Raw genomic sequence first — 21214 nt, 5'->3', positions numbered from 1 at the left:
GGAACACCAGTTACAGCTAAATACACACCAACAGTAACACCTGCAGCAACAACAGGTCTTCAAGGTGTGAAACAAGAGGGAACACCAGAGTTCTAACCAGGAAACCCTAATGTGCCAATCGATGAAACAGTAGCTCCAACATTCGAAGATGGAACAACTGAGAAGAAAGTACCAGGCGAAGGAACATACACAATCGACAAAGACGGTAAAGTAACGTTCATTCCAGAACCACAATTCGTAGGTACAGCTAAAGGTGTAACAGTGAAACGTGTAGATAAGAACGGAACGTCAGTAACAGCAAATTACACACCAACTGTTAAACCTGTTGAACCAACAGGTGAACCTGCGAAAACAATTAACAAAAAAGGTGAAACTCAAACTGGAACAACGAAATTCACACCAGTAGATCCTAATGTACCAATCGACGAAAAAGTTCCAGCAACATTCGAAGATGGTTCAAAAGAAAAAGTAGTACCAGGAGAAGGTAAATACACGGTAGCACCAGACGGAACAGTAACTTTTGTTCCAGAAAAAGACTTCATTGGAGCTGCTTCAGGAGTACTTGTAGTACGTGTAGATACAGAAGGTAACTTAGCTTATGGAGCATATATCCCAACAGTGCTTCCTACACCTTCAGTACCTGAAACACCATATGCACCAGCACCTACAAAACCAGCTACAGATAAAGTTTTAACGACTTATCTAGATGAAAATGGTGAATTAATCATTCCAGATGAAAATGGACAAGTAGTCAACCCTGAAGAACAAGGATCTAATCCAAGTAAAGATTTATCAGGTTATGAACTTGTAAGAACTGAAAAAGATGCAAATGGAAATGTACGCCACGTATATCGTAAAGTAGCAAAACAAACTCCAGCATCTCCTGAAAAAGTAGCTCGTCAAGAATTACCACAAACAGGAACTGGTTCAGAGTTCGCAATCTTTGGAGCGGCTGCAACAGCAATCCTAGCAGGTTTAGGAATGGTAGCTCCAACTAAAAAAGACGAAGAATAATGATTCATAATTGACTTAAGTCAGTCGTCCAGAAACACTCTCGAGAAATCGAGAGTGTTTTTTTGTGGAGAAATCTTTAGAATAGATGGGGAGTTTTAAAAATGAGAAATAAAATTATAAATATATAATGGAATTTTCGGAAAAAATATAAAAAAATATCGTTAAAGATGAAAGAATCTTAAAGAAAAATATTTAGACTGATAGTATTTCGTAAATATTGGGAAAATATATATCGTTAATATATCGTGGTCGATTATTAACAAAAAATTAATATTTTTGTGAAAAATAATACACTAATGTTAAAAATGCCTTAAAATATAAAATTATTAATATTATATATTGATTTTATTTTGTGAACACTATATAATGATGTAGATTTAATTATGGAAAATAATTAAAGAGATGTATGGTTAAAATTAATAAACAGTTCAAAGGAGATGACTTATGGGTAAGAATAATAAACAACAACCTATGAAACGATTCCAACGTTTTGGAATTCGTAAGTTCAATCAAGGCGTAGCCAGCGTTATGATTGCTAGTGGAATGTTCTTTTTAGCAGGTGGTATGGTATCTGCAGATGAAGTAACTCCATCAAAAGCAACAGAAACAACAGCAGTAGCTGAGAAGAAAGAAGAAGTAGTGAGTGCTGAAAAGCCAGAAGCTACGACTGTAAAAAAAGAGGAAGCAGCAATTGTTGAAAAACAAGCAGCAGCTCCTAAAAAAGAAGAAGCTACAAATCGTCAATCGATTGTAGAAAAATCTAAAAAAGAAATTTTAAAAGCAAGTATTCATACATTAGAAGAAAAGTTAAAATCAGCGCAAGATGCAGATTCAACAGCAGTTCAAACTGCACGTGAAGTTTTAGTTTCAGCAAAAGCAGTTTTAGAAAATGATTCAGCTACATTAGAAGAAGTAAATGCACAAACAGAAGCAGTAGTTGCATTAAGTACAGTCATTACTGAAGCAAAAGCTCAAGCTTTTGATAAAAAGTTAGAAGAGAAAAAAGCTGAAGAAACAAAAGCTAAAGAAGAAACTGTAACAACTGAAGAAAAAGAAGTTGAAGCAGTTAAAACTCAATTAACACAAGTAGCTTCAGAAGCAGAAGTAACAAATACTCTAGCAAAAACTGAAGCAATCAAAAAAGATTTGAATGAAGAAGCAAAAGCTGCCATTGAAAAAGCAGTCGTAGCCAATGCAGAAGCATTAAAATTAGCAAAAGAAATTTTAGCAAATAAAAATGCAACTAAAGCACAAATCGATAATAGCTTAGCTCAATTAGACGCATCTATTAAAGCAGTCTATAGCCAATTAGAAAATGCAGGCGCAAAACGTAACGATAAATTCGAAGTGAATTTAGCAGAAGAACAAGCAACAGCATTAAAAGATGCTTCAACAGAAACTGGTAAAAAATGGTTAGAAGATCATGGTTATTCTTCATTATCAGATATCAAAGTTAAAACAAAAGAAGATAACTTAAAAGAAATTAAAGATTTAAATGACCAAATCCAATGGTTAGACTTTGCGGATACAAATGCATGGACTGGATTAACAGAACATAACCATCTACAAATTGGTTCTACTTATAAGAAAGAATTAATTCCTGGTTATATCGTTACGATGAAGGTTAAAGAATTAAAACCATTTGAATCAACTGAAATATTTAAAAACCGTGTAGCAGGAACTGATTTAGCAAGTAGTTATGAACCGGATAAAGAAAATAAATTTAACCCAGAAAATGGTGCAACAGGATTAGGTGCAAATCCTCAAAATGGTTATACACACGTTAATAATGCTGGTTTATCAACAGGTACATCTAAAACAACTATCGCCGGAACAAACCCTGCAGGACAACCTAAAAATGGTCAAGCAGCTGGGGTTAAATTCGATGTAACAGCAACATATAATGGTAAACCTGTAAAACCTGGTATCGTTATGACTTCCGGGGAAGATATCGGACCTCTTGAGTCTGAAATTTATACAACTAATGGTACACCATGGGACCTTGCAGCGATTGTTGGATATAAAACAAATAAAAATGCATATGTTCCACTTGATAAATTTAAAGATATGAATGGTAGTAAAACTGCTATCCTTAAATGGCAAGATGAAAAATTCTATAATGCCTTAAGTGGTGAAAAATTTGCTACACCTGATGCATCTACTGCAGGTTTAGGTTCTCAAGTATTTGGTGGATACCGTAATAATGGTGGAGCAGGTACTCCAGTCTTATCTACTGCCAATGTAACAGAAGTAGGATTATACATTATGTCTTCTGGACAACAATCTTCTATGATTGGGATTAAATTCTCTGACTTTGGGGATCTACCAGAATCATATGGAACGGCTGAGCATTTCTTAAGAACAGAAACAGTCGACTACTTAACAAAACAAAAGAAACAAATCCAACAACCATTCTTAGGTAAAGTTAAAGCGGATATCGACTCTGCACCAGGTACAAGAGTACGTGGAATAGGTTCTGATGATGCAACAGAAACTGGAGATGAAGGTGTAGACCAATTAATCTCAGAAGAACATGTACACACTAACGTAGATACAGGACAACCAGAGGTTAAATTCATCCAAGGACCAGATAATACTTATAAAGTAAAACTTTACGCTTCAGCAAATGGTAATGATAAATACACAGATACAGTTGCTCCTGCATATGTGCGTGGATTTATCGACTTTAACGGAAATGGTAAATTCGATGAAGGTGAACAATCTAACATCGTACAAGTTAATGGAAACAACCAACTTGTTGAATTAACATTCACTAACACTCAAGTAATTGACACTAGTAAAGATGTAGTAAACTTCCGTGTTCGTATCGCAAAAGACGAAGCTCAAGTAGAAAAATCAAATGGAATTGCGTACTCTGGGGAAGTTGAAGATAACCAAATCCAAGTTGCTCATCCACCACGTGGGGATAAAGAAGAAACTACAGGTAAACAAGGGGAAACTCAATCTGTAGGTATCGAATTCAGAACACGTCCGACAGGTGATGATGCATCTGACTTAGGTTCAAACAATGGTAAAACTACATTTAACTCATACGGTAAAATTCACTATACTGAACAAAGTAATGTAATCAGTGCAGAAACTACTAAAAAAGTTCAATCTGAAGGTGTAATGATCGTTAATCCAGATGGAACATTAACAAAAACATACACTAAAGCAGGTCAAGGTACTTATACAGTTACAGATGACAAGGTTACATTTACTCCAGAAGCTAGCTTTATAGGTAAAGCGGATGGTATTGTATTACGTGCTGTAGACTCAAATGGTCAATCAACAGGATGGACTGCATTAACAAATCAAAACCAATTAGAAAATATTAATGATGGAACACACTCAGCAGGAACAACTAAAACGATGGATGCTGTTTATATTCCAACAGTAACTCCAAAAGAAATTACTGCTGACCCTGAAAAATCAACAGATATTCAAGGGAAAGAACAGAAGAAAACACCAACATTTAAAACCGAAGGTGATGCAGCTACAGCTACACCAGTAACACCAAGTGCTACTTACCCAGCTAAATTAGTAGATCCAAAAACTGGCGCTAAAGTGGATTCTGTAATGGTTGATGGAGAAGGAACTTACACAATTAACCCAACAACAGGTGAAGTAACATTCCAACCACTTCCAACATTTAAAGGAACTGCTTCAGGTGTTGATGTAACATTAACAGCACCAGTAGGTCAAGATAAAGATGGTCAACCAGTAACAGCTACAGCTACTACAAAATACACTCCAACAGTAACTGCTGTAACGCCAACAGCTAAGCCATCAGATTCAGCAGGCGTTCAAGGGGAAACTCAAAAAGGAACTCCTACATTTACAGAAGGAAATGCAGAAGTACCAATTAAAGAAAATTCTGTGAAATTATTAAATGCTGATGGAACAGAAGCAAATGGCCCAGTTGATGCTTTAGATGAAAAAGGAAATAAAGTAGGGGAATACACAGTAAACCCAGCAACAGGTGAAGTAACATTCACGCCAACAGATAAAACTTACACTGGAAAAGTTGCACCAGCTAAAGTACAAGCAGAAGATAAAAACGGAACGAAAGTAAATACTACTTATACTCCACATATCGTAGGTGTAATACCAACAGCAACACCAGCAGAATCTTCAGGTATCCAAGGACAACCACAAGACGGAACTGTATCATTTGCACCTGGTGAAACAACAGTAGAAGGTGTTAAAAAATCAGTACCAATTAAAGCTAACTCAGCGGTTCTACTTGATGCTTCAGGTAACCCAGTAGCACCAGGTACTCCAGTAGACGCTTTAGACTCAGAAGGAAACAAAGTAGGGGAATACACAATTGACCCAGCTACTAACAAAGTAACATTTACACCAACAAATAAAGAATACAAAGGTAAAGTACAACCAGCAAACGTTCAAGCAGAAGATGAAAATGGAAGTAAAGTGAAAACAACTTATACTCCAACAATCGTAGGTGTAACACCAAATGCAGAACCAGCTGAAACAACTGATGTACAAGGTGTTGAACAATCGAAAGAAGTAACGTTCAAATCTGGTAAAGCAACAGTTAACGGTGTTGAAAAAGAAGTACCAATCGACACTACTTCATACAAATTATTAGATGAAAATGGACAACCAGCAGAATCAGTACCAGCTAAAAACCCAGCAGGAGATGTTATCGGTACTTACACACTTAAAGTTGTAGACGGTAAAGCAACTGCCGTATTTACACCAACTGATAAAACATATGCAGGAGAAGTTGCTCCAGTTACTATCCAAGCGAAAGATACAAATGGAACACCAGTAACAACAACTTATACTCCAAATATTACTCCAGTTGAACCAACAGGAACTCCAAAATCTACTGAAGGTGCACAAGGACAACCTCAAGAAGGAACTCCAACATTCACTCCAGGTAATGAAAAAGTTCCTATGAAGATCGATGCAACTCAGCCAGCTAAATTAATTGATCCAGCTACTGGACAACCAACTGATGCAACAACAATCCCAGCAAAAGACGCTAACGGAAAAGAAGTTGGTACGTATACAATCGATCCAACAACAGGTAAAGTGACATTTACACCAAATAAAGACTTCGTAGGTACTCCAGTACCAGCAACAGTTCAAGCAAAAGATGCGAATGGAACTCCAACAACAGCTACTTATACACCAACTGTTAAACCAGTGAGTCCAGTAGGTGTGAATACATTTACAGAAGATATTCAAGGTGCTCCTCAAAGTGGTAAACCAGAATTCAAACCTGGTAAAACTACAATCAATGGTGAAGAAGTAGAAGTACCAATGGACGATAAAGTACCAGCAACATTTGAAGATGGAACAACTACTAAGACAATTCCAGGAGAAGGAACTTACACAGTAGATCCAGATGGAACTGTACACTTCACTCCAGATAAACAATTTAAAGGTAAAGGAACAACAATGACAGTTGTTCGTAAAGACCAAAACGGAACACCAGTAACTGCAGAATACACAGCAGTTGTACACCCAGCATCTCCAGAAGGAACAGAAGTTGAGACTGCAGGTGTTCAAGGTAAAGTACAAAGTGGTAAACCAAACTTCATCGGTGGTAAAGCAACAATCGACGGTGTTGAAAAAACTGTTGATATTGATGAAGCTGTACCAGCGAAACTAATTGACCCAACTACAGGTCAAGAAGTAACAAGTGTAACAATTCCAGGAGAAGGAACTTACACAGTTGCAGAAAATGGAACTGTAACATTCACTCCAGATAAAAACTTCAAAGGTAAAGGTACTGAATTAACAGTTAAACGAGTGGATAAAAACGGTACTCCAGCACTTGGTAAATACTCTGCGGTAGTAATCGGTGTTAAACCAACTGCAGAACCATCAGTAACTTCAGACATTCAAGGTCAAACTCAAAGCCAATCAGTTAAATTCAAAGGTGGAGTAGTTGAAGTTGAAAACCCAATGACAAAAGTTAAAACTGAAGAAGTTGTAACAATCGATCCAACAACTTACACATTATTAGATGAAAATGGACAACCAGCTACAGAAGTACCAGCTAAAGATCCAGATGGTAATGTAATTGGTAAATACACTCTTACAACAGAAGATGGTAAAGATCCAGTGGCAGTATTCACTCCAACAGTTAAAACTTACTCAGGAGAAGTTCAACCAGTAACAGTTCAAGCCAAAGATACAAATGGAACAGCTGTAACAACAACTTACACTCCAAATATCACGCCTGTTACACCAACTGCTAAAGAAGCAAGTTCTCAAGGTGCACAAGGTCAAGAACAAAGTGGAACTCCAACATTTACTGAAGGAAATACTAAGACTCCTATCGATTTAACTGTACCAGCGAAATTAATCAATCCAGAAACAGGAGAACCAACTGATGAAACTTCAGTAGAAGTACCAGGAGAAGGAACTTACACAATCAACCCAGAAACGGGTGAAGTAACATTCAAACCAGAACCAAAATTCACAGGTAAGGCACAAGGAGTTGAAGTTCAACGTAAAGATAAAAACGGAACTCCAGCTACAGCAAAATACACACCAACTGTTAAAGCAGTTACTCCAACATCAGATGACGTAGTTTCTGAAGATGTACAAGGCGCTAAACAAACTGGAACTCCAGTATTTACAGCTGGTAAAACAACAGTTAATGGTCAAGAAGTAACTGTAGAAATCGATGAAACTGTTAAACCAACATTTGATGATGGAACAACAGAAAAGAAAGTGCCGGGAGAAGGGACTTACACTATCGATGAAAATGGTGTAGTAACATTCACTCCAGAACCACAATTCACAGGTAAAGCTAGTGGTGTAACTGTTAAACGTGTGGATAAAAATGGTACAGAAGTAACAGCAAAATACACACCAACTGTTAAGCCAGTAACTCCAACTTCAGATGATGAAGTAACTACTGATGTACAAGGTGCAACTCAAAAAGGTAAACCAGCCTTTGAAGCAGGTAAAACAACAGTGAACGGTGTAGAAAAAACTGTAGAACTTGATGATACTAAACCAGCTACATTTGAAGATGGTTCAACTGAAAAAGTAGTACCAGGAGAAGGAACTTACACAGTAGCCCCAGACGGAACTGTAACATTTACTCCTGAAAAATCCTTCACTGGAAAAGCTAACGGAGTAACCGTGAAACGTGTGGACAAAAACGGAACACCAGTAACAGCTAAATATACTCCAGTAGTATTACCAGTAACTCCAAGTTCTAAAGATGTAACATCAATCGGTGAAAAAGGACAACCTCAATCAGAAACACCAGTATTTACAGCAGGAATTACTAAAGTAAATGGTAAAACTGTAACAGTAGAGATTGATGACAAAGTAGCGCCAACATTTGAAGATGGAACAACTGAGAAGAAAGTACCAGGAGAAGGAACTTACACAATCGATGCAAACGGTAAAGTAACATTCACTCCAGAACCAGACTTCGTAGGAAAAGCTAAAGGTGTAACTGTGAAACGTGTAGATAAAAATGGAACACCAGTAACAGCTACTTACACTCCAACAGTATTAGGTAAAACAACTACTGAAAACGTAGTATCAGAAGGTGCTAAAGGACAACCTCAATCGAATACTCCAGTATTCAAAGGTGATGTGGACACTACAGTAGCGCCAACATTTGAAGATGGAACAACTACTAAGACAATTCCAGGAGAAGGAACTTATACAATCGATGCGAACGGTAAAGTAACGTTCACTCCAGAACCAAACTTCGTAGGAAAAGCTACTCCAGTAAAAGTTGTACGTAAAGATAAAAACGGTAAGACAATCAAAGCTTCTTACACACCAACAGTACGTCCTGACACTAAATTTGTAGTCGTAGGAAAAGATGGTAAAGAAACTGAAATTATCCCATCTAAAGATGGTAAAAAACCATCAGAAAAAATCTCAGGATACAAACTTGTTAAGACTGAAACGGATGAAAAAGGTAACACTAAACACATCTACGAACCAGTAACAACTAAACACGTAGATAGAAATGGAAACCCAATTCCAGGAACAGAAACAGAAGAAGGAACAAAAGATCCTAAGAATATTCCAGGATATAACGTAGTAGAAACTAAGAAACTTCCAAATGGAGATACAGAGTATGTTTACGAAAAAGTAACGACAAGATACGTAGATCAAGCTGGTCACCCAATTCCAGGGACTGAAATTGAAGAAGGAACAAAAGAACCTAAGAACATTCCAGGTTACAAACTAGTAAGTACAACAACTAGTGGAAAAGGAGATACAGTTCACACTTACGCACCAGTTCAAACATTCTTCAAAGATAAAGAAGGAAATGTTATTCCAGGATATCCAGTAGAAGAAGGAACAACAGATAAGAAAGATATTCCAGGATACAGATTCGTAGAAACTAAGACTCTTCGAAATGGGGATATCGAACACGTATACGAAAAAGTAACAACTCCAACACCAACTCCATCAGTTGAAAAACCAAAAGGAATTATCCGAGATACAGAAGGAAACGTAATCCCAGGATTTGAATATGATATGTTATCTCCTGTATTAGATATTCCTGAATATGAATATGTTGAAACTGTAACTGACCCAGATGGAACAGTAAGACATATTTATAGAAAAGTTGGTAAAACAACTTCAACACCAACTACAGAAAAAGTATTAACAACTTATGTAGACGAAAATGGAGAGTTAATCATTCCAAATGAAAATGGATCACATCCAGGTAAAGAATTAAAAGGTTACGAAATCGTTCGTACTGAAAAAGATACGAATGGTAATGTTCGTAATGTTTACCGTAAAGTGACTCCAGAAGCAAAAGTGATGACTACATTTGTGGATGAAAATGGAAACGTGATTATTCCTAACGAAAACGGTGAAGTTCCTGCTAAAGATATCGTAGAATATGAATTAGTAAGAACTGAAAAAGATGCTAACGGAAACGTTCGTCACATCTACCGTAAAGTTGTAGCTCCAGCACCAAAAGCAGTTGAAACAACACCAGCTAAACAAGAAAAAGTAACTCGTCAAGAATTACCAAATACAGGAACTGGTCAAGAATCAGCATTCTTAGGTGCAGCAGCAAGTGCAATCCTTGCAGGATTAGGACTAGTAGCTCCAAAAAGAAACAAAAAAGATGAAAAATAAGATTGAACGTAATCAGGTTACCTCATGATGAATGACAGTTGCCCTAAGAGTAAGGTTCAATAGTATGAGACGTCTAACGACATCCTCGAGAAATCGGGGGTGTTTTTTGTGTTGGTGAATTGTAGGGGAAATTGAACGTTTTGAATTAGAAAGGGATACGAATCATGCGTTGAGACATTGTGTTAGAGATTTTGGGAAATGAGATTATTAAAAATTTTTTCTGTAAAAAATATTCTTCTTGATTTATTTCGTATATATAAGTGAAGAGAAAAATAAAGGAGGAATCAATATGAAAATAAAACCTACAAATGACTTACTCTTCAAAAAAATGATGACAACAGCAGGAAAGGAATATATTCTGGAAGACTTCATTGAAGCAGTTACGGGAATGAAGTTAAAAAATGTTAGACCAGCAAATCCATATCAGATTGAAACTTATCAGAAAACGATAGAAAATCTGAATCCAGTAATGTATAGCACGATTGTTGATGTAGCAGCTACTACAGAAGATGGTATGGAAATTATGATAGAAATGCAACTCTATCAGCACAAAGATTTCTTTGAACGTATCTTTAACTATATGGCAACGGCATATACACAAAACTATAAAGCAGAAACTGCAAAACCGATTATTTCTATTGTTGTTACCAATTTCACAGTGTTCCCAGAATTTCAAGAAGCTAGAATAGAAATTGGATTAACCAATTTTGCTTATTATCAAGAAATAAGAAATCGAAAACAACAACCCTATTGGCGAATTTATTTAGTAAATTTGACAGATAAAGCTATTGTTAATGGAGAAAGTAGAGATTTTTCAGAGTGGCGAGACTTTCTAAAAAATGGTACAATTAAGCCGAAATCAAGCAGAGGATTAAAAGAAGCACAAAAAATCGTAAACTTCTCAAATCTAGCAGGTGAAGAACGGAGGCTTGCAGAATTAATGGAAAAATATGAAGATGTATACTATCAAGTAATGAAACACCAACTTGAAGAAGGGCTTGAACAGGGGATTGAAATCGGACGTCAACAAGGCGTAGCTCTTGGGGAAAAACGAGGAATGGAGAAAGGCGTAGCGCTTGGGGAACGAAAAGGGCAAGTCATGATCTGCTTCAAAATGAACTTACCAATCGAAGAAATCCAAAAACATACAGGATTGTCGATTGAAGAAATCGAAGCATTTAGAAAAGAAATGGAATAGTAGTGAAAAGAAGGACAGCTCGTTATAGGACTGTTCTTTTTTGATGCTATAAATTTTAAGATTCAGATTTTTGAGGTACTAAAAAATGAAAAAATTCTATACTAAAAATCTTTTTTTTCTATTCATTTCGTATATATAGGTGTATAAAAATAAAAGAGGAATCGATATCAAAATCAAATCAACAAATGACTTACTCCTCAAAAAATGATGACAACAACACGAAAGGAATATATTTTAGAAGACTTTATTGAGGCAGTTACGGGAATGAATCTAACGAATGTTAGATCAGCATATCTGTGAAAAAAAGAACTTATAAAAAGGATAGAAAGTCTAAATAAAATTACAGAATAGTTTTTTCATGGAATAAGTAATCCCTATAATCAGATTAATCTTAAAAAATCTGTTCTTTTAAATCTTTGTACAAAAGGTTTTAAGAGAGACTTAGTTGTTTTAAAAATTGTTTAAATAATTACTAAAATCATCTATTCTTTGAAATCGGAATAAAATGAATCATGAAATTGATAATAAAATACGTGTTAAGAAAACGCTAGATTATTACCTTTAATATAAGGAAGAAAAAGGAATCGTTAATGAAGATTATTAAAAAAATAAAAGTACATATATTAAAGAGAGTATTATAATATAAAATAAAAGTAAAATTCACTAGGATAAAAATGAAACAATGTAACAAGTAGTTGTAACAATCGAACAAAGCAATTGTAAAATAACCGTAATATTATAATACTTGCGGAAGTTGTGGATAAGTGGTATTATATCTTTGTTTGAAAGAACAATATTATAAATATTGTGAAAACACAGGTTGACATGACAAGTTATGAACTTATTACCATCATAACCATAACCTAAAAAGTGAAAAACTCAACTTTTTTCGTAAAATAGCTTGACAATGAACAATCAGTGAGGTAGCATTATCTTATAATATAAAAACCAAAAAAATAAAGAGAGGTATAATATTATGAAGAAAAAATTATTATTAACAAGTGTAGCAGCTTTATCATTATTCGCTGCTTACAACACAGCTAATGCTGATACTAACAATGGTGCTTCAGTAACTGGTCGTGTAAACCCAGAAACTGGTAAATTAGAAACAACAACTTATTCAGCAAATAAAGTTGTTTCAGAACATACTGGAGTTGTTCCAGAAGCTGAACAATACAAACCAGCTACTCCAGCTTACAACCCTTATCACGGTAAACCACAAGCATTTGACAAAGATACTTTTGTTCGTTTTGCTGTTAAAGACCGTGTAGGAAACCCAATTCCAGGTGTTGAAGTTGAAGTATTAAAATTCAAAGATTTAGATGCTTTTGGTCTTTATGTACACACAACTGCTGAAGAGTTTGCAGCTAAAAAAAGAGATGATTTAGTAACAAAATATGCTAAAGCTACTTCAAATGAAGGCGGAGACGTTGAAATTGCAGTTAAAAAAGGTGAAGTAGTTGTATATCGTGTTGTAAATGCACCAAAAGGTTACTTTGTACCTGCTGACTTACAAGTTGGAAGTATTGTTTCTTCTCCATCAGTAGTTTCAGATGGTTCATTCTATACAAACGCTGAAGTAGATTTAGTATTAGAAAAAACTGATTCATACAACGTTGTTAAAGACCAATGGGTTCAAGAAGAAGCTGGTTGGAAATACTATGCTAACAACAAAGCTGTAACTGGCTGGAAACAAATCGAAGGAAAATGGTTCTTCTTTAACGCTGAAGGCGTATCACAAAAATGGTGGGTACAAGATAACGGAACTTGGTACTACTTAAACGGTTCAGGCGAAATGCAAACTGGATGGTTACAAGATAACGGAACTTGGTACTACTTAGAAGGATCAGGCGCTATGAAAGCTAGCCAATGGTTCGAAGTTGATGGAAAATGGTACTATGTAGATGCTACAGGTGCTTTAGCTGTTAACACAACTGTTGACGGATACACTGTTAACGCTAACGGTGAATGGGTATAATACCTATTAAATTAGAAAAACATGAGAGAAAACGAAAGTTTTCTCTCTTTTTTTTTAACTTTTTCGAAAATTTCTTACTATTCTAGAAAAAGTTGTAGTATAATATATTTGTAAGATTGTAATCAATCTTATAAATGATACAAAATGGAGAGATGTGTGATGAAAAAGAAAAACGTATTAATCGCTTTATCAAGTTTAACAATGGCAAGTGCTGTAACATTAACAGCGTATACAGTTGCTACTGCACCTGTACATGCTGAAGAAAGCGTTCGTAAAACAGAATGGGTAACTATTTCAAATGATAGAAGTAGAACTCGTACAACTGTTTATTTTGAAGCAGGCGATCAAAAGATTGATAAGCACTCTTCTATTGATAAATTTGAATACCAAAATACTTATGTTGAAGCAGGAGTTAGATACTATGTATTCGTTGAAAAAGGTACAAAATTAGATGAATTAACAAATGATCCTAATGCTTCAAGTGAAGAACTAAATACACAAGGATATAAATCAACTGATAAAGATAACCAATGGCGTGAATCAGGTGGTAACCGTTATTTCTATTCAAAAGGTAATCCAGTTAAAGGATGGACAATGATTGATGGGAAAATGTATTACTTCAATAGTGAAGGAGTAATGGCAAAAGGTTTAATTGCTAACAATTCTGAACGTTATTATCTTGGAGATAATGGAGTAAAACAAACAGGTATAGTTAAAGTTGGAACAACAACTTATTACTTTGATAGTGCTGGTTCTCGTAAAACTGATATCATCCAAATTGATGATAAAAAATATTACGCAAAAGATGGAATCATTCAAGAAGGTGTATTTAAAGTAGGAACAGCTTGGTACTACTTCACATTAGATGGAAAAACAAAATCTGGATTAGTAAAAAATACAGATGGAAAATGGTACTATGTAACAGCTACAGGTGAACGTAAAGTTGGTTTAATTGAAGCCGGTGGTGGAAGATACTACTACGTTACAGAAGAAGGTGAACGTAAACACGGTGAAGTTACTGTAAATGGTAAGAAGTATACATTAACAGAAGATGATCAAGTAGAAAAAGCTGAATGGAAACAGATTGATGGAAAATGGTACTACGTAACTGAAAGCGGTGAAAAACAAAAAGGTTGGGTAAAAGACAGTGGTACTTGGTACTATCTAGGAACTGACGGAGTAATGCAAAAATGGTGGGTTTTTGATGGCGGCAAATGGTACTATCTAAATGGTTCAGGTGAAATGCAAACTGGATGGTTACAAGATGGAACTAACTGGTACTATTTAAATGGTTCAGGTGCTATGGAAACTAACTGGGTTGAAGTAGATGGAGTATGGTACTACATGAATAATTCAGGTTCAATGGTAACTGGATGGCAAAAAATTGGTTCTTCATGGTACTACTTCCAAACTTCAGGAGCATTATTAACAAATGGTACTACACCAGATGGTTATAAAGTAAATGCTAATGGTGAATGGGTATAGTATTAAAGTAATAAATATTGAACAAGGGAGAGACAAAAAATGAATAAAAAGAAAGTTATGGCAACAAGTTTAACTGCACTTACCTTATTAAGTACAGGAGCTATTACAACTTACGTAGCGAATAATGTTATTGTTGAAGCTGAAAGTAATACAAACACAAAAGTTCAAAAAACAATTTGGCTTTTAGATAATGGGTTAGTAAAAGAATTAAGTGGAGATCATAAAGCAGAAGAGATTGACTTAACAGGAAAAAATGCTAAATTAGATAGAACAGAAATTCAAGGTAGTATCAGACTGCATCACTTTGTTACAAAAACAACTACTAATACAACTAATCCAGTGACTCCACCAGTTTCAAATTCTTCAACTGCAACTACAGTGAAGTATACTAGTTGGGTTCTGAAAAATGAGAAAGGAATAACATTGGACAGTTTAGCAGAAACTAAGTCTGGGGATTTAGACTCTAAAAAAGAGTTAGAAGCTAAATATGAATATGTTGGTGTTGAAAAACAAGGAGAGTACAAAGTTCACGTTTATAGAATGAAAACTTCTACAACGTCTTCTGATAGTACAACTACAACATCAACTACAACCTCAGCAACTAAGAAATATGAATGGACTACAAAAGATGGTAGAAAATACTTGAAAGTTGACGGTAAAGCAGCTTCTGGGTGGACAACCGTTGACGGTAAGAAATACTTCTTCTTAGCTGATGGTTCTGCAAAAGTTGGAATATTAGATGAAGGTGGCAAACGTTTCTACTTTGATGCTGAAGGTGTTCAAAAATTAAACTGGCAAAAAGTTGGAGACAAATACTACTATTTCAAAGAAGACGGAACTATTTTAAAAGGCATTTTTACTGTTGGCGATAAGAAATATTACTTAGAAGACGGTGTTCAAGTAGTAGGTTTGAAGAAAGTTGAAAATAAATGGTATTTCTTCACAGAAGATGGCGTTAATAAAACTGGTTTAATCAAAGATGGAGAGAAATACTACTATGTAACTCCTGAAGGTGAACGTAAAACTGGTTTAATTGAAGACGGTAAAAAAGTTTATTACATTAACGAAGACGGTACTCGTAAAACAGGTAGTGTTGTTGTGAATGGTAAAACGTATCAATTATCAGAAGATAATGTTGAAGCAGGTTGGAATAAGATTGACGGTAAATGGTACTATTACAATGCTGCTGGCGTAATGCAAAAAGGCTGGGTATTAGACGGTTCTTGGTATTATTTTGACAATGACGGTGTAATGCAAACTTTCTGGCAATTCGTTGGAGGTAAATGGTATTACCTAAACGGATCAGGCGCAATGCAAAAAGGTTGGTTATTAGATGGTAGAAACTGGTACTTCCTAAATGAATCAGGTGCTATGGAAACTGGCTGGGTTCAAGTAGGTGGCACTTGGTACTTTATGAACAACTCAGGTGCAATGCAAACTGGATGGCAACAAATTGGAGGTAAATGGTATTACTTCAATACTTCAGGAGCATTACTAACAAATACAACAACACCAGATGGTTACACTGTTAATGCTGATGGTGAATGGGTATAATAAGAATACTGATAAAGAAGAGAGCGAAAGCTCTCTTTTTTTGGCTCTTTGTCAAATAGGGTTGATGAAACAATTTTGGTAAAGGAATTCATCAGCTTCAGTTTGCTTAATTCCTTTTTTGTATGGATTATTCAAGAAAATGGATTTATTAATGGGATCAATTGATAACTTAGGAATAATCTCAGTTATAATGAAGTTGAGGCGAGTGACGCCAATCAGAGTTTTAATAAGGATAAGACAACCGATGTGACGGATCATTTCTATAATGAAGAATTTTTGATATTGAATGATTGAACGTTAGTTAATTCACAATTTTAAAACGCTTACTTTTTCCTTGTGATATAGAATACTTTCCGTTAGAATATAGATAAGTTATGAGAGATTATTGTTTAAAATAGTAAAAAGATTTTCTAACTATTTTAAAAGTTAGAATAAGAAAATTAGATATAAGGAGAAAATATGTAAAAAATTTCTTTGTAAAAAAAACCAATGAAGTATAATTTTATAGTAACAATAGCTTTAAAAATCTTATCACTAATAATCCTATATTATCAATTTAAGATTTACAATGAAAAAATAATTATGCTATTTATCATGTGTACATTTTATATTCTAGTTGCTTTTTGTTTTTTTAATATTGATGATTTGAAGTCAGAGTTAGGTGACTCAGGAAAATAGGTTCAAAAGATATTAAATAATGAAAAAACTAAGTTGAATTTGAATTTTTTTGTTTATCCATTTGTATATGTTGGCTTATATATTTTTTATCAACCTATTATAAATAACATTGAAAATGAGTTGTTAAAAAATTCCATTGATAAAGTTTTACTATATGTAACATTGTGGTTGTTTTTTCTCGTGTATTGTATAGTCTATTTAAAATAGCAGCATTTTTAATTTATGTTTCTTCTTTCATTATTTTTTTATTACTTTCTGGGATTGGAATTGAATCATCATTCTTAAATTGGTCTTTCCTATCATTACTTCTTGTAACCGCGCTTCCACAATTAATAAATGAAAATTTAATTTTAATACTTCCACAGAAAATACAAAAGAAAATACCTAAAAATAAAATAAAAGTAAATTTAATGAAGATAAGATTAAATTTATTTATATTTCTAGTATTTTTCTATTTTTGCTTAAATTTATCGGAAAAAATATCAAAAAGTAATGAATTTGCTTATTTGATTAATAAATATCATTATAGTCACTACTCGCCTTTGGAATTTGATTTTTTTCTGCATTCACATTTTTCCGTTTTATTTTAAATGTAATTTTTCTAACAATAACTATTATTTTGTTTGTATCTTTTAAAGATTTTATCATTTATAAAGCTTTCACATATTTATTTAAAATTGATGAGAATAAAATATTAAATCATAAATTAAATTTAAAGGTGCCAATAAAACCTTTAATAATACCGATATTCTGCTTTGTAGTATATATATGTTCAAACTATGGAATAAAAAACTTAATGCAAAATGATTATAGAGGGGTATATTATAAAGTAGACTCCAATAATTGTATTAATTATGAGAACCAATTAATTTTTGATAAGGATAAAATTATTTTTGAAAACGAAGAATATATCTACGATAATGCTAGTCTTACTTTTAAGAAATTTAACAATATTACAGTAGGTGAAATTAATACAAATAATAACACTATTGTTTTAAATACTAATCTAACTAATCAGTATATTTTTTTAAAATTACATTGGTCTAGAAATGATAAAGGAGAATGGATATATTTTTAAAAAAGAGAGCGCAAGCTCTCTTTTTTGTATGATTGTTCGATAGTTACTGATTGAAAAATGAATTTAATTTTCTTGCGAATTATTGATATCTCAGAAAAGAGACCGTTTATAAAGAAGTTGAGTCGATCTATGCTAAGATGAGTTACTAAAGGATAAGATAACTACTGTAGTTGATTATTTTTATCCTGGGGAATTTTTGATAGCGTATTATTAAAACGCTTACTTTTCGGTTGTTATCTAGAATTTTTTTCGTTAAAATATAGTTGAGTAATATATTGTGGATGAGAGTTTAGCGTTAAATGAAAGAGAACTCATATTGGTTAGTTAGACTAAAATAATTGAGGGAAAGAAGAATTATGTATAAGGAAATAGAAATATCTTGCTGCATTTAAATTAATTAAGAGTATGGAGGAGAAAATGTATGTATTCAAGATTTAAATTATGGTCAGTTGGACAAGGATTATTTTACACAGGAACGATCAATAATGAATTTAATTTTGTATATGATTGTGGTGGGAAAAAAACTTATATCAAAGAGTCTATTGATAAATATTTAAATGAGTATGGTATTGAAGAGTTAGACATGTTAATTATTTCTCATTTTGATGAGGATCATATTAATGGATTACCTATACTTTTATCAAAAATAGAGAAAATATCACAAATTTATATTCCGTATTATGGAGGAATTAGTACTTATCTTTTGTTAGTTATTTATCTATATATTTATGATTTTGATTTATTAAAAATGGAAAGTGAAATAATATTTGTAGATTCGAATTTAGAAGTTAGAGATGATTTTAGTGAAGAGAATAGAGAAAACTATAACCTTGATGAAAAATTAAAAATAGGTGGAATTAAACTAACTAAAATGAGAATGCCGATTGTAAAATATAAAAACATATGGAAGTTTAAATTTTACAATACTTATTTAAAAAATGAAAAAGTATTAGATAGTATTGAAAAAGAAATAGAAGATATAATAGCTAAACATAGTTGTCGTGGTTTAAGTGATTTATTAAGTCAAATTAACAATTCTGATATTAAAAATGAGTTGAGGGCTGTATATAATAAGTTCTGCATGAGTAGCGATACTTCGAAACAAAATCAATCAAGTTTATGTGTTTTTCATTCACATATAAGTCATACGTTTTTATCTCAAGATGTTGTAATTTGTTATGATAGTGATAAATATTGCAAATATTGCAAATATTGTATATATGAGAATAATTATCATCTTAATTATATAAGTGGAAGTATGCTTGTCGGTGATATTTCATTAAATGAAAGTTCTAGGTTTACCCACTTTTTAAAATATTATAGAAATGAAATGAAAAATATAAAATTCTTTTTAACACCACATCATGGTGCAATGAATAATTGGAATAGTAATATTTTAAATAACTGCCCAAATGCTAAATTTTTTTTTAATTCAGCTGGTTTAAATAATCCATATGGTCATCCAAATTCTGAAGTTATTTCAGATATTATAAAGGATAATAGAATTTTATGTTGTTCAAACGAAGAACAATTTGTAGAGTATTTATTTTTTTAATGGATGCTAGCGTACTATGTATTTGTGATAAAAAAGAGAACCAATGTTATACTGAATTTGCTCAAAAATCAGGAAAGAGGTTCTCTTATGAAATTTATTATAACAGTAGAAATCAAATTAAGACAGCGTGCAGTAGAATATGCAATAAAACATGATAATAACGCTAAAGCAGCAAGGAAATACCATACAATTAGACAACAAATTGCTCGATGGAGAAGTCAATATGATGGCACTGCACAATCATTGCTCCCAAAAAGTCGAAGACCGTTACATCATCCTAAAGAACATAAAACCCACGAATTAGAACTTATACATAAAATATACAAACGTTATAGCAGAGACGGATTAGCAGAGATTTATGTCCAATGTCAAAGAAGAGGGTATAAACGTTCATACGGTGCTATGAAAAAAATGATTAAAAAACTTCAATTAACTGAGAAGAAAGAAAAAAGAATGATCCTAAGAGTAAATGAACACCAATACCAACTACTTATCCAGGAGAAAAAGTACAAATCGACATTAAATATGTTCCGCAGTACTGTATAGGATGGGATAGTAAGGGTGTTAAATATTATCAAATAACAGCGATAGATGAATTTAGTAGAAAACGAGTATGTAAAATTGTAGATGAGAAAAGCGTTACACATACAGCGGCATTTTTAGATCATTTAGAAGAGCATTTTGGATTTAGCATTAAAACTGTTCAAACAGATAATGGACGTGAATTTACAAATGATCCAGAAGTGACAACTAAAAAAATGATTTTCGAACAAAAATTATAAGAAAAAGGCATTAAACATATAAAAACTAGATCCTACTCTCCATGGCAAAATGGGAAAGTAGAACGTAGTCATAGAGAAGATGGAAGAAGATTGTATAATCGAGTATTTAAGAGTTTAGATAGTTTAGTTAAAGCTCATATAAGATATATTAGTAGAGGGAATAATGTAGCTAGATGTGTATTAAAATTTAAATCTCCAAATGAAATAGTACAGCAACATTTGTTACAATCAGCTTAATGTATTATAGTTCAACTCCTTCTTCCTTTGTAAAGGGACGCTTCGCTCTAAAGCCCTTGACAAATCCAGACGTTAAAATATTTTGTGTACAAGCCAATTGTCCCACAAGTTGTATTGACACTGGTTTGTGTCACAAATGTTTGTGTTTCTTAGATATATGAGTTCGATTAAAGAGAATATATTTATGAAAAAAGTATATTTTGCGATATAATATGCTAAGTATAGTTTTCTTAAACAGAGGATAAAAACGAGGGCTTTTAGTTATAAAAGATTATTCAAAAAACTCATTGATTTAGATATGACAAATAACGAATTGATGGAAAAGGCAAAAGTGGGTAAAAGTACATTTTACAAAATGAAGAGGGGAAAAATGTAACTACGGATGTTTTGCTTAGAATTTGCAATGCTTTGAATTGCAATATTGAGGAAATTGTGGAGTGTGTAGAAGAAGATTAGATTGTAATTTTGAGGGAAATAATTAGAGATTATCAAGGATCCGTTATGTAGATGGTGTAGATATGATAACTAAGAAGGAGAGGTA

7 protein-coding genes and 3 pseudogenes are annotated in these 21214 nt (G+C 33.4%); all 10 read left to right on the top strand.

Annotation, left to right across the window (positions count from 1 at the left end; genetic code table 11):
- Positions 1-624, top strand: a pseudogene (locus HMPREF0446_RS08945) (CshA/CshB family fibrillar adhesin-related protein); the annotation flags it as partial.
- Positions 619-1014 (top strand): LPXTG cell wall anchor domain-containing protein, encoded by a 396-nt coding sequence (locus HMPREF0446_RS08940; protein WP_322785825.1) that lies wholly within the window; start codon positions 619-621, stop codon positions 1012-1014. The pseudogene HMPREF0446_RS08945 and the gene HMPREF0446_RS08940, both read left to right, overlap by 6 nt.
- A 444-nt stretch (positions 1015-1458) precedes the next feature.
- Positions 1459-10128, top strand: coding sequence for a GEVED domain-containing protein (locus HMPREF0446_RS07620; RefSeq protein WP_006703848.1), 8670 nt, complete (start codon positions 1459-1461; stop codon positions 10126-10128).
- Between the two features lie 289 nt (positions 10129-10417).
- Entirely contained in the window at positions 10418-11326 is a 909-nt protein-coding gene (locus tag HMPREF0446_RS07615; RefSeq protein WP_006703847.1) for an Rpn family recombination-promoting nuclease/putative transposase, read from the top strand.
- A gap of 976 nt (positions 11327-12302) precedes the next feature.
- The gene (locus HMPREF0446_RS08900) at positions 12303-13304 is read left to right on the top strand and encodes an N-acetylmuramoyl-L-alanine amidase family protein (RefSeq protein ID WP_006703846.1); all 1002 of its coding nucleotides are present in this window, start codon (positions 12303-12305) and stop codon (positions 13302-13304) included.
- Positions 13305-13463: 159 nt separating this feature from the next.
- Positions 13464-14789, top strand: a complete 1326-nt coding sequence (locus HMPREF0446_RS07605) for a hypothetical protein (RefSeq protein WP_020991441.1) — start codon at positions 13464-13466, stop codon at positions 14787-14789.
- 39 nt (positions 14790-14828) lie between these two features.
- Entirely contained in the window at positions 14829-16343 is a 1515-nt protein-coding gene (locus tag HMPREF0446_RS08195; RefSeq protein ID WP_006703844.1) for an N-acetylmuramoyl-L-alanine amidase family protein, read from the top strand.
- 2177 nt (positions 16344-18520) lie between these two features.
- Positions 18521-19654: an MBL fold metallo-hydrolase gene (locus tag HMPREF0446_RS07585; RefSeq protein WP_006703842.1), complete on the top strand. Its 1134-nt coding sequence runs from the start codon at positions 18521-18523 to the stop codon at positions 19652-19654.
- 87 nt (positions 19655-19741) lie between these two features.
- Positions 19742-20673 (top strand): annotated as a pseudogene (locus tag HMPREF0446_RS08935) (DDE-type integrase/transposase/recombinase).
- Positions 20674-20971: 298 nt separating this feature from the next.
- Positions 20972-21129 (top strand): annotated as a pseudogene (locus HMPREF0446_RS08405) (helix-turn-helix domain-containing protein).
- The last annotated feature ends 85 nt before the right edge of the window (positions 21130-21214 follow it).

The sequence above is a fragment of the Granulicatella elegans ATCC 700633 genome, assembly GCF_000162475.2.
Taxonomy (GTDB): domain Bacteria; phylum Bacillota; class Bacilli; order Lactobacillales; family Aerococcaceae; genus Granulicatella; species Granulicatella elegans.
Note: the sequence above shows the minus strand (reverse complement) of the source record. Positions and strands in the feature narration are given on the sequence as shown.

What these genes read in the sequence shown, in the direction of transcription:
- HMPREF0446_RS07620 (WP_006703848.1), top strand. Translation starts at nt 1,459, where the DNA reads ATGGGTAAGAATAATAAACAACAACCTATGAAACGATTCCAACGTTTT.
- HMPREF0446_RS07615 (WP_006703847.1), top strand. Translation starts at nt 10,418, where the DNA reads ATGAAAATAAAACCTACAAATGACTTACTCTTCAAAAAAATGATGACA.
- HMPREF0446_RS08900 (WP_006703846.1), top strand. Translation starts at nt 12,303, where the DNA reads ATGAAGAAAAAATTATTATTAACAAGTGTAGCAGCTTTATCATTATTC.
- HMPREF0446_RS07605 (WP_020991441.1), top strand. Translation starts at nt 13,464, where the DNA reads ATGAAAAAGAAAAACGTATTAATCGCTTTATCAAGTTTAACAATGGCA.
- HMPREF0446_RS08195 (WP_006703844.1), top strand. Translation starts at nt 14,829, where the DNA reads ATGAATAAAAAGAAAGTTATGGCAACAAGTTTAACTGCACTTACCTTA.
- HMPREF0446_RS07585 (WP_006703842.1), top strand. Translation starts at nt 18,521, where the DNA reads ATGTATTCAAGATTTAAATTATGGTCAGTTGGACAAGGATTATTTTAC.